13 protein-coding genes are annotated in these 16,986 nt (G+C 31.1%); 4 read left to right on the forward strand and 9 right to left on the reverse strand.

Features of this window, described 5'->3' with window-relative positions:
- Positions 1-99 precede the first annotated feature (99 nt).
- Positions 100-963: an AAA family ATPase gene (locus tag AC2D8I_RS03570; RefSeq protein WP_484704617.1), complete on the forward strand. Its 864-nt coding sequence runs from the start codon at positions 100-102 to the stop codon at positions 961-963.
- Positions 935-1,969, forward strand: a complete 1,035-nt coding sequence (locus AC2D8I_RS03575; RefSeq protein WP_484704618.1) for a DUF3871 family protein — start codon at positions 935-937, stop codon at positions 1,967-1,969. The genes AC2D8I_RS03570 and AC2D8I_RS03575 overlap by 29 nt, the downstream gene beginning before the upstream one ends.
- 42 nt (positions 1,970-2,011) lie before the next feature.
- Here the strand turns inward: AC2D8I_RS03575 and AC2D8I_RS03580 are convergent, their stop codons facing one another.
- From AC2D8I_RS03580 to AC2D8I_RS03615, 8 genes are read right to left on the reverse strand one after another with little or no spacing between them, the layout of a single operon-like run.
- Positions 2,012-3,292 (reverse strand): protein NO VEIN domain-containing protein, encoded by a 1,281-nt coding sequence (locus AC2D8I_RS03580; RefSeq protein ID WP_484704619.1) that lies wholly within the window; start codon positions 3,290-3,292, stop codon positions 2,012-2,014.
- Between the two features lie 9 nt (positions 3,293-3,301).
- On the reverse strand, positions 3,302-4,441 hold the full coding sequence (locus AC2D8I_RS03585; protein WP_484704620.1) for a DUF3800 domain-containing protein: 1,140 nt from the start codon (positions 4,439-4,441) through the stop codon (positions 3,302-3,304).
- A 2-nt stretch (positions 4,442-4,443) separates the two neighbouring features.
- Entirely contained in the window at positions 4,444-7,497 is a 3,054-nt protein-coding gene (locus tag AC2D8I_RS03590; RefSeq protein WP_484704621.1) for a restriction endonuclease, read from the reverse strand.
- Positions 7,498-7,500: 3 nt separating this feature from the next.
- Positions 7,501-9,498 carry a site-specific DNA-methyltransferase gene (locus AC2D8I_RS03595; RefSeq protein ID WP_484704622.1) on the reverse strand — a complete coding sequence of 666 codons (1,998 nt, stop codon included), beginning with the start codon at positions 9,496-9,498 and terminating at the stop codon, positions 7,501-7,503.
- 1 nt (position 9,499) lies between these two features.
- On the reverse strand, positions 9,500-11,371 hold the full coding sequence (locus AC2D8I_RS03600; protein WP_484704623.1) for a DUF262 domain-containing protein: 1,872 nt from the start codon (positions 11,369-11,371) through the stop codon (positions 9,500-9,502).
- A gap of 1 nt (position 11,372) precedes the next feature.
- Positions 11,373-12,269 carry a PD-(D/E)XK nuclease family protein gene (locus AC2D8I_RS03605; RefSeq protein WP_484704624.1) on the reverse strand — a complete coding sequence of 299 codons (897 nt, stop codon included), beginning with the start codon at positions 12,267-12,269 and terminating at the stop codon, positions 11,373-11,375.
- Entirely contained in the window at positions 12,266-14,851 is a 2,586-nt protein-coding gene (locus tag AC2D8I_RS03610; protein ID WP_484704625.1) for a UvrD-helicase domain-containing protein, read from the reverse strand. The genes AC2D8I_RS03605 and AC2D8I_RS03610 overlap by 4 nt, the downstream gene beginning before the upstream one ends.
- Before the next feature lie 7 nt (positions 14,852-14,858).
- The gene (locus tag AC2D8I_RS03615; RefSeq protein WP_484704626.1) at positions 14,859-15,146 is read right to left on the reverse strand and encodes a helix-turn-helix domain-containing protein; all 288 of its coding nucleotides are present in this window, start codon (positions 15,144-15,146) and stop codon (positions 14,859-14,861) included.
- A gap of 281 nt (positions 15,147-15,427) precedes the next feature.
- Between AC2D8I_RS03615 and AC2D8I_RS03620 the strand changes: the two genes are divergently transcribed.
- On the forward strand, positions 15,428-15,823 hold the full coding sequence (locus AC2D8I_RS03620; protein ID WP_484704627.1) for a hypothetical protein: 396 nt from the start codon (positions 15,428-15,430) through the stop codon (positions 15,821-15,823).
- A 365-nt stretch (positions 15,824-16,188) separates the two neighbouring features.
- Complete coding sequence (locus AC2D8I_RS03625) at positions 16,189-16,626, forward strand: JAB domain-containing protein (RefSeq protein WP_484704628.1); 438 nt, start codon at positions 16,189-16,191, stop codon at positions 16,624-16,626.
- A 98-nt stretch (positions 16,627-16,724) separates the two neighbouring features.
- Here AC2D8I_RS03625 and AC2D8I_RS03630 read toward each other — a convergent pair whose 3' ends face one another.
- On the reverse strand, positions 16,725-16,949 hold the full coding sequence (locus AC2D8I_RS03630) for a helix-turn-helix domain-containing protein (protein ID WP_484704629.1): 225 nt from the start codon (positions 16,947-16,949) through the stop codon (positions 16,725-16,727).
- Between the last annotated feature and the right edge of the window lie 37 nt (positions 16,950-16,986).

Below are 16,986 nucleotides of genomic sequence, written 5' to 3' on the forward strand. Positions count from 1 at the left end.
ACTCTCAGTAATGAGGGTCTTTTTCATTATAAACTGAGTCTATTCAGATTCAAATTAAAAATAATTCAATTAAATATTAACCTTAAAAAACATAAAATTATGGAATTGAGAAAATCCGAAAGGAAACAAGCAAAAATTAAAATGGCATTACAAGGTAGTTCAGGAAGTGGAAAAAGTCTAAGTTCACTTCTACTAGCAAAAGGACTAACTAATGACCAATTGGATAGAGTGGCTGTGATAGACACAGAGAATGGTTCAGCTGACCTTTATGCTCATTTGGGTAACTATAATGTGTTACCATTACAACCACCTTATACACCAGAGAAATATATAGAAGCTATAACAGTATGTGAAAAAGCAGGAATGGAAGTAATCATTCTAGATTCCATTTCACAAGTATGGGATGAGCTTTTAGATTTTCATTCAAAATTACCAGGCAATTCTTTTGCAAATTGGAATAAGGTCACACCAAGACAAAAAGCTTTTATCAATAAGATATTGCAGGCTGATGCTCATATTATAGCCACAATGAGAACAAAACAAGATTATGTGCTACAACAAAAAGATGGTAAGTATGTTCCTGAAAAAGTGGGATTAAAAGCAGTTCAAAGAGATGATGTTTCTTATGAATTTACCATTGTATTTGATATTGACATCAAGCACTTTGCAACTGCAAGTAAAGACAGGACTAATCTATTTTCTGGGAGACCAGAGTTTATGATAAATACTTCTACTGGAAAACGCATTTTAGAATGGTGTACTTCTCCTGTAAAAGAGGAAGATGTAAAACAGAGAATAGAAGAATGTTTGTCTGTAAGTCAGTTAATGGAACTGTACAAGGAACACCCAAGTTTTCAACTGCCATTAAAAGCTTTGTATCAAGATAAAAAGGACCAGTTAGAAAAATTAGTTAACCCACAAAATTTTAGTCAAAATGGAAATAGTATCAGTAACAGAGCTTAACAAGCAACGTAATGGAATAATTAATATTCCTGAAGGTAAGCCACAAATTGTTCATCATTTAGAAATACCTTCAGAAAAGAAAGAATATCCACAAAACCCATTCATAGAGGCTAACACAAAAGAGGTTAGCCTTTCTAGTTTAAAGAATGATTGTATCATTCCTGTTTTTAGTAAGGATAATGAAAAGACATTAGCACATCAAGAGTTTATTGAGATAGCTCAAGATTGTGTTGGTAAAGTGTTTTCTCATCATACAATTGAAGTGCCAGAGGTAAGAGTTTCTCATCAAATAAAAGGCAGGACAGCTGATGCCATTTACAAGCCTGTAAAAGAGCTTTTAGACCATGAGAAAACACAGTATTTTGAAAGAATGGCATTTATCATTAGAATTCCATCTATTACTGAAAATATTAATGGTAATGATGTTGCATTAACTATTGGCGGAGTAAGAGCATACAATCAAGAAAATCTATACAATAGAAAAACTTATGAGAAGTTTAAATTCTTTGTAGGTTTTCAAAATATGGTGTGTTGCAATCTTTGTATTTCTACAGATGGTTATCAAGATGAAATGAGAATAGGTAATTACTCTGAATTACAATCTAAGATTTTAGATTTGATTCAAAATTATAGTGCTCAATCTCATCTAGAACAGATGAAGCAGTTATCACAGCAAAATTTAACTGAACAACAATTTGCTCAACTTATTGGTAGAGCAAGATTGTATCATTATTTACCTAAAGAAGAAAAACTACAAATACCAGAATTATTACTTAATGATGGACAGATTTCTACAGTAGCCAAAGACTATTATTTAGACGATAGCTTTTGTAGAAATGAAAATGGAGATATAAACCTATGGAATATTTATAATCTCTTCACAGGAGCTAATAAGAGCTCTTATATAGACTCTTTTCTATCAAGAAATGTCAATGCCTTTGATTTCTCTAAAGGTCTGGCAAATGCTATCAATGGTGATTCTAAACATCGTTGGTTTTTGAGTTGAGTGAGACCCAATCTCTATTTATATGGAGGTTGGGTTATCTGATTAGCTTACCTGAAAAACAATCCTATTAGCCTTATATTTTTTGTTTTTACCAGAGCAAGGAACTATTGTTTTGTTATTCATATCCTCAAGTAAGTCCATGAAACGGATATATGTAGGGCTTGACTCTACATTAGATACAAAACATAGTCTATAATTTTTTCTGTTATCTAGATAGAAATTCCACTCATTTCTTGTGAGTTGAAATTCATTTAAGTCAGATGAACTCCCTTTACACTCATAGTAGAATTCTTTGTTACCGTCTTTAACTAAGAAGTCATATGGGAAGCCTTGTTCTTCAGATTCATTTAACCAAAGCACTTGAATGTTTTCATTGGCTTTAAACATATTTTTTAGTTCTATAAATAGAAATTTCTCTGCCATTCTACCAATTTTATTATTGTAGATGGTGTTTTCAGAAATATCAACATCTTCAATCAAATCTTCTTGTGGTTGTAATATGTTTATGATGTTGGTTAGTTGACTTGAAATGAACTCTAGAGATTGTGTGTTTTTTTGCACTTGCTTCTCTATGGGTGAATATAATTTGTTGTCTTTTATTGCATTAGGTGTTGATTTGCTTTTTTTTACTATAGACTTATTGTCACTTATATTAGTTTGAAGTGCTTTGGTAACAATATTTGAATTTAGTTTTGACAAAAGTAGATTTAGCTCTGAATCATCATAATCCATAGCTTTTAGATTTACATAAATCCCATTAGTTTTAGATGCTAAATTTTTAGATTTAATTCTAGCACTTTCAATCTGACTAATACCAATGATATGTATGACACAAGTCTTTTTTTCTTTGTCTATTAATTTTATTATCTCAGTGTCAAAAGAAACCCTGTCATTAGCATCACCATCACTAATAACAATAATATTTAGGTTTTTTTCTTTTGATTTAGTTATGGTGTTACATAGAGCAAAATAAAGAGGAGTTCCAGCAGGAATTGGGTTTTTTAACCCTTCAAGATTAGAAAGGATTCTATCTTGATTATAAGGACCCTCATAAACTGGGTCTAACATAGGTATTATGTCTAGCTTATTGTCTTTAATTTTTTGTTTTCCATCACTATCAAGTTGAATTTCACCTCTAAATGTTGATATGCTAATATTTGATATGGACTTTAAATTGGGCAGAATATTAGAAACTAATATTTTTTTAACTAGGTCTGTTCTTGTCTTGCCATCAGGGAGAAGGTGCTTATTCTTTTCTTTAGTTCCATCCATGAAACCCATACTTCCAGATGCATCTACCAAAATTTTATAGTTAATCGCCATAATTTAATATCATTCAGTTAGTGACTCTACAAGCTTTTTTAAACTATCCATTTCTTCAAGAGGAATAAATTCTCCTACTGTTTTACTTTTGAAAATACCATTGGCAATATCAACTTTCTGCAACATAGGTATAACGTATTTTAGGTAATGATTAAAGTATTGGAATACGTCATTTTTATTTACAGCGAGTTTATATCCTCCTTTTTTAGTGTTTGAAACGATAATGATTCCTTTGTATCTGAGGTCTCTTATGACTATTCTAAGGTTTTCTGTACTAATATCCTTTCCAGTATAATACTTAATTGAATTAACTAGTTCATAAGTGTAAATAAAGTGCTTAGGAGAAATTTTTTGATAAGTAAGCAGTTGCGATAAGACATGTTTATGTACTGTGTCACTATCCTTTTCTAGCAAGTCTTCAGCATCAGTTTTAACAATATTATATATCTCCTCGTTGATAACTTCTGCTTTCTCATATTTTTTGAAATGAGATGATTTGTCTTTTGGAGGGAAAAAGGAAGTCTTTATTATTCTAGATTTGAGAACACTAAAAATTTCATCTTTTATTGGAGACTCAAAAATAGGGTTTACTATTCTACCAAACGAACCTGAAATTAAATCTGCAAACTGTATTAAAGGTTCATCAAAATCATTTGACATTTCATAATTATCAAATAAAGAATTAGATATTTGACTGGCTAAATATGATTTTAAGTCTGTATGGAAATTTTCAGAAATAAGGCTATCCATAACAATCTTGAAATCATGATAGCTATTGTTTATTAGTCCAATAAATATCTTCTGAAAATATTTATAAAAAACCTCTTTAAACCTCAAGCCTCCTTGTTCTTTTGAAAGCTCATCTTTGTTTATTACTAGAATATGTATTGTGAAGTCTAAATTCTCAACCAAATGAGAAAGTATATCCAATCTCTTATTATCATTGTTTCTTAATGCTCTAGAACTGGATTTTATTTTATGACCTGATAAAAAATTATTACTTATTTCATCTCTAACTTTTCTTGCTTTTTCTAGGTTAGACTCCTTTATAATTATGGCAGAGTATACGAAATGGGTAATGTTTTTTACATCATTATTACTTAAGGCAGAAGTGCCAAACTCATCACCAAAAACGTATACTTTCTCCATTTTTAAAAGATTTTATTCTGACCTTCAGAATTATTGTTTTTCTTAATAAACCATGTAGGCTCATCACCTTTAATGACATCATAATCTATACCTAGAGCTGAGAAGTGCTTGTGGGCTACTTTTACTTTTCTAATCTCATGGCTAAATCTTAATTTACTGACATCAGCAGTACCTTTAGTTTCTCTAACTAATTGAATCTTGACACCTTCATTGTCTTTTCTGATTACAGCCCAATCAGGGTTATAGTTTCCAATAATTTTAGGAAAATCAATCTTGTACTTGGAAGGAAACTTGAAGAACAAATTGACATTGTTATCAGCTTCAAGTTTATGTGTGATGAAATGGTCTTCTACCTCAGAATCTTTTTGTGTATTATCATAGAGTCCATGATTAGGTGTAGGTACAATTTCACTCTGTACATAGTCAATACTAGCAGGGAATAGCTCTTCCACATCCTTGTCCATTGAGGTGTTAGAAATTTCAAAGTTTATATTATCAGCTACATGATTTGCAAGCGAGTTTTTAACTATGTCAATCAACTTATTACTAAAACCTTCAGGATTTTGAAATATCTTTTGTTGTTCCTCTAATGGTACTTTTTGAAGTATTTTGAAACAGGTGTCTTTGGTTAATTTAGTTGCTTGTTCTAGCTTGTCTATGACATTAAAGACATTAAACCTTTGTTGGCTTACCTGAGACTCTCTAGAGCCTCTTTCTCTATTGTCAGATACTTGGAAGTTTAAAGGTTTGAATCTAGTGACTCTTTCTCCATTTTTAAATAATACTTCTGGGTCAGATTTATAACTTTCAATATTGTGAACTACAAAACCTCTCAGTTTAGGCTCTTTTAAAATCCTTTCAAGATTCATTCCTTCCTCAAGAGGAATACCTTCATCTTCAAATAGTCCACCTCCAAGAACTTTTCTATTTCCAATAGAGTCTTCTTTAATGATGCTAACTAAGGCTCTATCTTCCTCAATAGATTTGATTCTAAAGTTAAAAGATGTCATCACAAAGTTACCTTTAGTAATTACCATTTTTGGGCTTGGGAACTTGTTGTGAGGTTCTTTCAGTTTTTCTTCAATTTCATTAATTAACTCATCTGTCTTTACTACAATATCATACCTAGATTTTAAAGTGAGTTTTTTCCAAAAAGACTTAAAATCCTCGCTAGTGTAATATTCATTATTCCTTTCAGCAGGAGCTCTTTTTGGCTTTGGGGCTGGAGGTGCTTCTCCTTCTTTTTCTATGTATTCTTGTTGTAAAGAATTTGCAAAAGATTCATAGCTTTCATTTGCAACTACAGTAAGAATATTTACTTGGTCATCATGAAGTCTTTCTCCATCTTGATTTACAGCAAGTCTAAGTCCTCTACCTATTTCTTGTCTTTTCTTAGTGACTGATAAGGTTTGATTTAGAGTACAGATTTGAAATACATTAGGGTTATCCCAACCTTCTTTTAAGGCTGAATGGGCAAAAATGAAACATACATCTTCATCAAAAGAAAGAAGTCTTTCTTTACCCTTCATTATTAATTCAAACTGCTTCTTTTCAGCAGTTTTTTGTTTAGCATTAGTACCCTCAGAATCTACATATATGGTTTGTTCTTGACCTCCTTTAGGTTTGTGTTTATAACTAGCAAAGTAAGAAGCTTGAACATCATCTGGAGACTTGCCTTTGAATTCTTCTAAATCGTCTCTAAGTCTTCTAAATTCTTCATTAAAAATTTTTCTAATGAGGCCTTCATTTTCTCCATCACCTATGAAGTTTTTAACCTTGTCAATGAAAAACAAAGAGATAACTTTTACACCTCTTTTCTTCATCTTTTTTTGATGATGAATGTGTTGTTCTATTGTCTCTCTTATTTGATACCTGAATATATCAGGTCTAGAAACCCCATCACCACCATCTGTGGTAAGCGTTACTTCATTTTCAAATTGAATGAACTCTTTGCCTTTTTCAGAACCAATGTTGGTAACAGTATAGCCTTTATGTTCTTCGAGGTTTGTTTTGTCATATAAATCTTGGTCTTGTTTTAAAATAACCTCTTCAACTTTTACAATCCCATTTTTATTAGTGTTGGCTACAACTGTAGCTTTAGCACTTCTACCTGTTCCTTTAACTGTTTTAAGGCTCATTAAGGCTTTTCCACCTGTATCAACTTGCTCTATACCTACAACTTGAATTCTTTTTACTAGATTTCTTCTAAAAGCCTCTACAGGAGTTAATCGATAAACCAAATTAGGAGTGTCCCTATGTGTAGCAGAATATCTTAAAGAAAATAGAGGTTTGAGTGTTCTAAGTGCATCTTTGGATATTTGTGAACTCATATTTTGAGGTTCATCCATTATAACTATTGGTCTAGTTTGTTGAATGTACTCATATGGCTTTAGCTCTCCTGGTAACTTATCTGTAAACTTGTAAAGGTTATTTGTTTTAGAGTTAAAAGATGCTAGTGTAATAAGTAAAATCTCTACATTTTTATTTGTGGCAAAAGCTTTTACTTTTTGAGGTTTTGCACCATCATAAGCTTTTAAATCTACTCTGTCATTTCCATATATTGCTCTAAAATGGTCTCTAGTGATTTCAAAAGATTTTTTTACACCTTGATAGATTGCAATAGATGGAACTACAATAATAAACTTACTGAACCCATATTTTTGATTTAGCTCTAGGATACTTCTAAGGTATACATATGTTTTACCTGTTCCTGTTTCCATTTCAATAGAAAATGAAGGATAACTATATGTGTCATTACTTACACCTTCAAGCATTTGTCCTTCTTCTTTTTTTAAATCTAAGGATGCACCAATTTTCATTGTGGGAGTTTGCTTAGCATCCATTTCTGCATCAAACTCTTCTTGAACAAATTGTAAGTTTTCTAAAAGCCATTCTTCATCTAAATCTTCATCTTCTGGCAAGTTTGGTTCAATACTATGAATGTTAGTTAAAGCATTAGAGTTTATTGAGTAATCTCCTAAACCATTGAATAGTTCCACAACATTATTGATGGCTTTAAGCTGAAAATCTTGATTGTCATTAAATTTAAACTTCATAGCTTATATGGTAAAAAGTTTACATTGATTATCTAACATTTGCTTTAAGCTATCATTACCTTCAAAAGCTTTATCTAAACATACCAAGTGGTCTGTGTCTTGCAATGTTATTTTAGAGAAGTCTGTATCCTTGAAGCTATAGAGCATTGATACATACAAGGTGTAAGGAACCCACTCATGAGTTATTTTAAACACTCCAGACACAATCTCTTCTTGTTTAGCAGTAAGAGGGAAACCTTCTTGTAAAGTTATTTCTGTAATAAAATCTTGTGTTTGTACTCCATCTAAAAGAGGAGTTTTATAATCTAGTTCTAGTTTGGAAAATAAGTCTACAATTCCTCCTTGAGTATCAGACTTAAAATCTTGCCATTTGTAAATATTAGATGTACTTTGTCTAAATGATTTGAAACCCAATGCAGTTTCTGGATAAAATATTCTTTGTGCATTTTTTAATCTAGCTTTTGTTACTTCTGGGATATATTTATAACCTAGTTTAAATGCTTTACTTTTTTTGTTTATTTCCTCATTTATTTGAACGCAAATAAAATTTAGCGATTTACTTGAGTTAAGCTCAAAAACAGAGTGCCCTGTAGTTCCAGAGCCAGCAAAAAAATCCAATACTATATCGCCATCTTTGGTGAAATAGTTTATTAAATCTTTAGAGAATTTTAATGGCTTAGGATTATCAAAAAAGACATTTAATTTTTTTTGTAAATTGTCATCACTAGAAGAGAATTTCAACACGGAAGGTATATTTTCATTTAAGTTTTCCGATAAAAAGTATTTCCTTCTAGGTTGTGTTTTTTCATCTTTCCCAAAAACTATTATTTGCTCTTCTAGCATTCTTTCTATAGTTTTAGAGGGGTATCTCCAACCTTTTTCTGGCATTGAGCATTCTTTTTTTGTTAAGGGGTGAAAAATTGGTAAAAAATAGTCTTTTGGAGCTTGGTCATTATTAGGCCAAGCCATTGATACTTTTTGAAAAACTCTTCCTTCTTCATCTATGATGCTATATGCTTTCTCACCACCACTGACATCTTGTTTATTCATCCAGTTTCTAAACTGAGTATTTATTTCTTCAAGAGTATATTCGATTTTTTTATTATCAAATAAACTCTTGTCTAACTTGTATTTTTTTATTAAAGTTTTGAATTCTATTGGAAAATCTGTTTTGCCAAGGTTTTTGAACAACGTTTCTGCTTTATTCAAAATTAACTGAGCATTTTTTTTCTCTCTTTTAATCTGGTCTTCTAATAGGCTAGAGTTGTCCTTGGTGTAGCAAAGAATAAATTCGTTTTGAACAGATATTTTGTTAGAGTCACCCTTAGGATTGCCTTTATCCCATGTAATAATGCCTAATTGATTTTCTTCTCCATATATTTCATTTAGTAAAAGGGTTAGGTTGTTTAACTCATTTTCATCAATATGAACTAAAAGAATCCCATTTTCACATAACAAATCTTTACCGATTCTTAAGTTTGGATACATGCTTGTTAACCATTTAGCATGAAATTTACCTGAAGATTTTGGATTAGAAACTAAAACACCTTCATCTGACTGTTGCCCAGTTTTTCTTAAATACTCTTCAGTTGAATCACCAAATGTATCTTCATATATGAAATCTTTTCCTGTATTATAGGGAGGGTCTATATAAATCATTTTTATTTTACCCATATACGACTTGCGTAGTATTTTTAAAACTTCGAGGTTCTCACCTTCAATAAAAATATTTTCAGTTGTATCTTCATTTACTCCTTCACCAATACAAGGTTTTAATGTTCCAGTTGGTGATTTAGCAGCTATTCTTCTAGCATCTTGTTTTCCTATCCAGTTTAAACCAAAATGCTCTTTAGCAGTATTATCTGTAGCAAATTCTCCAATAAGCTCTTTAAGAGTATCTACATTAAATACTCCATCTTCAAAAGCTTCAGGGAAAAGCTGTTTTAATTCGTTTAATCTATCTTCTGAAAATGTATATGATGGTGTGAATTCTTGTGACATTTTATTGTTGGTTTTCTTGTGTTATAAAGTAGTCTGTATCCCAAATTTCTTGACAAATTTCTAAGTATAAATTTTGTCTTTCAGCAATGTCATCTTTTTTAAAAGAAGTATATGCTTTGAAATTCATTGCTTTAAGTGTGCTGTTGTTTAGGAAGTTAGGATTGTTTTCATAGTATTTAGGGTGTAAGGTTTGGACTAATACATTTTCTTTAATATAATGTTCATACTTATCTTTATATGGCATGTCATTATAAGATTGATTAGTTCCATTAGGTAATAAAACTAAATCACCGAGCCTATTTCTAATTTCATTGAACTCATGAAGTTGTTCAAACTCATCTTGATGTTCTTCAAATTTGTCTGCCCAAATATGCTCAACTTCATATCTTTTACCTTCTGGGTGAAAAAACTTTTTAAACGAAGATTCTAATCCTACTTGTTGTTCTATATAACCTGTAATTCTACACAACAAATATTTTACAAACTTATAATTCATACCATGAAGTCTAAAGTTTGGCATACCTTCTTGTAGAGTATAATCAAAAGCTTCAATCTTAGATTTAAGTATATCTCCTAGTTCTGTAATTGACTTATCTCTAATCTCTTTAACTAAAGTGTACATTGTATATCTAATACTACTTTGTGAAAACTTTTTGAAGTTTATTGACCTACTAACAACATAAGTTTCAATATATCTAGCAACCATGTTTAATTTTTGGTTTATAACATCTGTTGTATCTTCTTTTTTTATTGGAGCAAGTAGTAAAGGGTCAAACAAAGAATTTGCAATAGAGTACCTATTTACATAAAATAGATATGGTAAGTCCTCATTATAATGCCATTTGGCATTATATATTTTATGATAGAGGTCTGAGTAAAATTTAAAATCTTCATTTACAAAATTGTAAAATTCTTTTGAGGTGCTTATACCTATTTTGTTTTGAGAGTCTTTTACCCAAGTATGAAACCTAGTACCAATTTTTTCAAAATCTTCATTTGTAGAGCCAACTTTACCTTGTCTAATGGTGTCTGCAAATTTTCCTCTTAACCATGATTGAAAAAACCTTAAGTCTTCATCTTTTCCAATATCATTGTTTAATTTTTGAATTTGTTTTTTCCAGAGGTCATTTACATCAGTTCTTTCTTCTGTATTAGATATTTTAGATAGGATATAACCTTTAAGCATTTCTGTAGCGGAAAGGCTTAGACCTCTGTCGTTCATGGTTTCAAAGATGGTATATGCGTTGTCTTCAGAATATGCAATAATTTCTACTAGAACAACATTGTCTTTTAACCAATCAATAAAAAAGGGTAAAGGTCTTCCTTTTAATTCTTCAGGAAAAAATTCTTTAATGTCATTATACCTATTAACCAAACTATGTACAGTTTCATCATCATTTTCTTTTGGTATATATTCTCCTTTTTCTCTTAAAGATTCTAGACAATCTTTTCTGCTTTCATCTACCATGTTGAATGTCCTAGAACCATACTTTTCAGAATATACTAAAGAAGCAATCTCTACATTATCTGTATTTAATTGATTTTGAAGGTGGTTTAAGTAGATTAGAAGTAATGTCAATGAAGTAATTCTTTGTTGTCCATCAATTATTGATTTAGAACTGCCTATGGCACTAAATACTACTGGACCTAAATAATAAGAATTATACCCTTCAACTGCTGACCTATCATGTTCTTCCTTATAGCTATTGAAAAAAGATGTTTCTAGGTCTGATAATAGTTCTATAACATGTTTTTGTTGCCATTTGTATTCTCGTTGAAAATAGTCAATAGTATATTTTTTCTTATCTAAAATATCACTAATAGACCTGTCATTTGCTTCTATTTTGTTGGTGATTCCTTGTTGGTTGCTCATTTTAAATTAAATCATCTATGTTATCTGGAGCTGGAGCTTCCATTGAATTAGTGTTAGTATAATTTTCTACTTCCTCTGCTGGACCTAAATCAGAAATAAATTCTGAGAAGCCACCTTTAAAAGAAGGGTTACTAAAGTTATATTCTCTGTATGCATCACATGAAAATCTAGCATCACAGTTCCTACAAACTCTAGTCACAAATTTTTGTCTTGTTCCTGGTATTCTATCTTTAAGTTTTTGTTGTGTTGGAGGTGTGAAATCTCTAGTTTCTATCTTATCAACAACACAAGCAAAATTTTCAATTGTATTCTGAACATTGTCTTGAGAGAATGGTATGTCTATTATTGGTTGCCAAGTCTCCATTTCCCTAGCCATTTTAACATCATCATCTTCGTTAATAGCTTTTTTTAATGCTCTAGGGAATTGTGTTGCTATTACAGCAGTTTTATCAAGTTTTTCGCCTCTTAGCTTCTGCCATATATGAGTATAGACATTGAGTTGGTCTTCATAATCAGTGATATTACCTTTTACAAAATCTGCATCATGAGTTTTGATGTCATACATTGTTGTATGGTCTGTTTCATTATCTCTAATAATATCTACAACACCTTCAATAGTAAATTTGTTTCCTTTAGGTGAGAGCTGTTCTGGTAATGTAAGTTTTACTTCTGTCTCTGTAACAGTTTCAGCAACTTCTCTTAGCTTTTTGAAATACATAATTACTTGAAGTAAACCTTGTCTTTTAACCTCTGGAGAAAGAGCATGTCCACCTTCAAGTCTTAATCGCTCATAGTTGGCATTATAAGTCTCGATTATGAATTCTTCCATTTCTACAAGATATAAGGCTTCCAAAGCCTTTTTCTTGTCTCTTTTAAACATTCCTAACTCTTCCTTCATGCCTCAGTTTTTTCTCTTCTTAAAATTAATTCTTGATGCAAATCCTCAATAGTGTTATGAACTAATGAGCCAAAGAACATAGTTTGACTCCTTGATGGTACAAATCCATACTTCCTGAAAATCATATACTGTCTTGGACATCTGTCATAAGCCAAGAAATCTGCTGTATAAGAATAAGGCTTACTAATACTAGATGCTTTAGATTCTGAAATTTCAGGAAGTTCCTCTTTGTCAAACACTTCCATATTGGTTGCATTTATACCATTTAAGGTGGTATTGATATAGTGAACTATACTTGATTCGGAATTCTTTTTAGGTGGGTTCAGCTTTGGTAAAATGAGTAGCTTTTCGGCTCTTGATAAGCCAACATAGAAAACTCTCATAATGTCAAACCTTCCAATTTTCTCTAGTGGTTCTCCATCATTTTCTTTCAGGTTTCTAATAATAACCTCTTTCTTATCTGCTTCTGTAAACTCTCTTCTCTTTGGGTACATAAACACTACAGGAAACTCTAAACCTTTAGATTGGTGTATAGTCAGAAACTGTATATTTCCTTTAGGAAATGGATTTTCTTCATCTTCAAACTCAGATTCTCCCATTCTATAGATTGTATAGAGGTAGGAAGAAAAGAATAGTCTTGAAAAACCTTCTTCGTTCATAAAACTTGCAGACAGTATTGGAGAATACAACTCCATAAACCTTGTTATGAATTCTACAATTTTTGAGAGATTGCATATTGGACCTTCATTACCTTCATTCTCTGCTAAATCAAAATGATGTTTGAAATGACTGAAACCTGTTAATTGATAAAATAAATCGAGTATACTCCAATCAAGAGCTGTAGCCCTATTAATAATTTGTGATAGTTTAAAAGGTGTTTGAGTATCATCTTTAATTCTCTCATTAATCACCCTTGCTAAATACCTACTTAAAAGTGCTGTTTTAGCTTCCTCAGAAAGATTGTTAGCAGTAGAAAGTTTTCGCCTCATTAACTCTAAATCAAACTGCTGGTCTAAATCCCATTTTTCAACATTTACAACTTTAAGCAAAGAGGTGTAATCTTTAATTACTCTTTCAACCTCACTTTTTTTAAGGTGAATAAATCTCTTTAAATCAACATCTTTTTTGATTATTTCTTTAACTGAATTATGAGCTCCACCTATCCAAGCTTTGTATTTGTTGAATTCAAAACCACTAAACTGAGAGGAATCAGGTAAATCAAAAATGTGAGAGAAAACACCAAATACCTCAGTTGCTTCAATACCTTCAAGAAAATTACCTGCTCTTGGTGCATAAACGTTTAATCCTTCTTCTTTTAAAGACTGAATCATTGCTTGGGCATCTTTATTTTTTAAAGAAGGAAAAAGGAAGGCAATTTGATTAGCATCTTTAACTGTGCCATCAACAACTAACTGTTTACAGAACTTAGCTGTTTTTGAAATCCAGTAATCATCTTCAATATACACTACAGATGTTTTTTCATCAGTAGAGTTAGCAACTATGCCTTTATCATGAACCCTGTATTGATTTTTAACATCCCCATTTTTAGTCCAGTCTTCATTCTCTATAAAGGAAGAGTAGTAGTCTACTATTTTCTTTCTAGACCTGTAATTGATTGATAGAGCAATTTTAGTTGTCTTTTCATTTAGGTAATGATTAACTCTATCTGGAAATTCAACAAAGTTTTCTACAGTAGACCCTCTGAACCTGTATAGAGCTTGGTCATCATCACCTACAACACAAATATTCTTATTGCCGGCTAATTTAAAATAAAGTTGTTCTTGTATGTGGTTAGTGTCTTGATACTCGTCAACTATAATATGTTTGAAAATTGTGGAAGCACCTTCAAAACTTTCAATAACCTCTAAAGCTTTTTCTTGTATTAAGGATAGGTCACACCTTTCTGTATCCTCTTCTTTTAAACAAGCTCTATATTCTTTATACATAAGAAGTATAGAGTACAATGTGTCATCATCATTAGTCTTTAGTAAAGCATCTTCAACATCTAATCTTTCCTCTGAAAATCTATTAAAAAGAGCTACACACTCCATTATAGCTTTATGCTTGTTAGGGTACTCTGGTTGCTTTTTTTGAAAATATGCATTAATCTCAATATCAGAAATATTACCAGCATCTAAGAGTCTAGTCCAAGTCCTCATTTTTTTGAGAAAGAAATATTGTTCTAATTGGTCAATTGTCTTTACAGGTTGTGGTCTTTTCCTGTTTGTAAATCTCCAATCACTGATAAGTCTATTACAAACTGAGTGGACTGTTCCAATATACATACTAGCTACATCATATTGCACACCAGTATGATTACTAGCTAAACCAAGTAATGACTGAAGCCCTTCTTTTAATTGATGAGAAGCTTTCTCAGTAAATGTTGTTAGTAATATTTCATCAGGTTGAATATTGTGAAATACTATAAGGTTTAAAGTTCTCCATAATAGAACTCTTGTTTTTCCTGAACCTGGTCCAGCAGTAATGTAAAGAGGCTTATCAATGTGTAAGATTGCTTTTTTTTGTGATTCATTAGGAGTGAAGTTTGTCTCAGTCCAAAGTGTTTCTATAGAAAAATTCATTGTCATATTATTCCCCTTCAATTTTTAATCTTTTTAAAGCAATTTTTACTGCTTCTATTGCCATATCTTCTCCTTTTACATCATCATAAACTTTCTCACTAAGCCATAGTTTTAAAAGCTTGCTATGGTCTATTTCTAAAGCGATAGCTAACTTGTCTATTTGTTCTCTTGTAGGTTTTCTATCTCCCTTCTCAATTTTACTAATTAAGGCAGTGTCAACATCAATCATAGAAGCTACTTCTCTGAGTAATAGAGATTTTTTTTCTCTTTTCGATTTCAGTAATTCTGATAGCATAATCATTAGTCAAATTATTTCTTGTCAAATATTGTCTAAATCTAAATAGAATTTTTGGTAAAAAAAATTTTAAAAAAATATTTTTTAGATGCTTTGTGAGAGCCTGCCATACCCTATGCAAAACCCCCACTCAGTTCTGGGAAAGGAAATACCGCCCTATCACTTATATAGTTAATAAAATTCTTCGACAGAATAAATAAATCCAAGTTGATAGCTGTGATTTTATTCAAACAAGAGTTTATTTTTCTATGTGATACACTACAACTCAAAAATTTTAGAAAATGGTTAGAATCGTAAACTACAAAGAGAGACAAAAAGAGGATGGAACTTCATTCTTTGTTTTGGAACTGCAAGGAGGAATTGAAATGGTATTAAGCAAGGTTACAGGTAACTTCTACGCTACTGCTAAGCGTGCTTTTATTCCAAGTACATTTGATGAACAAACTTGTACTGGACTTATTGGTACAGAAATGGCAGGGAGCATTATTAAAGAAGAATGTGAACCTTTTACATATGTTATTACCGAAACAGGGGAGGAAATAACCTTGAAGCATAGATGGGTATATAAGACAGAAGATGCTGTTAAGCCAAAACAAACTGCTGTGAAGTATGAGCAGAATGTTATTGCAAATTCTGAAGTGTTTTCTCAAAATGGTATTCTTGAGCATGCAGAGTAAAAATATAAGCCTAGTCTATGTAAATAGATTAGGCTTTGTTTTTTGAGCTTTAAAGTTACCTTACTTAATTATACTTATTTGCTAATACCTACATAAATAAAAGATAATCTAACTGAAGTTTGTTTATAATATTTCTGTAAGGATATATTATTAATCTTGAAGGTAAGAGCAAATAATTAATACAGGGTTTGGTCATTGCTTAAAGAAAGAAAAGAACCAAAAGAAAGAAACTTCATACTTCTTTCCCTTAACCATATGTGTATAAATTTTGCGAAGAATTGTTCTGAAGTATTTCAGAAAGAAACTTCTTTGTCAAAGGTATATGAAAAAAATTAGAATATCAATGATTTTTAATACTAAAAACGATGGAAGTATCAGAAATAAGTATCTCATATTCAAATAGTAAGAAAGAGAAACTAAAAGTAAAAAACAGCAAAGAGAGCTATAAAATTCTATTAGACTCTTGGGACAAAAATATAATCGAACTTCAAGAAGAATTTAAAGTTCTTCTACTAAATAGAAGTAATACTGTTTTGGGAGTATATCCGTTATCAAAAGGAGGTGTTTCTGGAGTTGTTGTGGATGCTAAATTGGTGTTTAGCGTAGCCTTAAAATGTAATGCTTCAAGTATAATTGTAGCTCATAATCATCCTAGTGAAAACTTAACACCAAGTGAAGCAGATAAATTGATAACTAGAAAACTAAAAACAGCAGGGAGATACTTAGATATTGCTTTGTTAGACCATTTAATTATAACTAAAGATGATTATTATAGTTTTAAGGATAATGAGTTGATTAAATAGTTTTATCTATTTACGAGAGAGCATGAATACAATACTTTTAAGCTAAATTCTTAAGGTTTTAAATAGGTTAGATAGGTATTAATAGCCAAAATTTGATTTTACTTATCAAAGTTTACTATATCACAAAGACTAACTTCAAGATTATCTGCAATTCTTTTTAGAGTATAGATAGTAGGGTTAGTCCCTCCAGCTTCTAGACGACTTAAATTAGATTTTTCAAGATTGCATTTAGCAGCAAGGTCTTGTTGAGGAATACCTTTTTCCTCTCTTAAGCTTTTAACTCGCTTTCCAATTGCTAACTGTAACTGCTTTTTATCTTTCATTTTAAACCTATACCTATCTAGTTACCAAAAATGATAA

The organism is Lacinutrix sp. YIN62 (genome assembly GCF_057219185.1).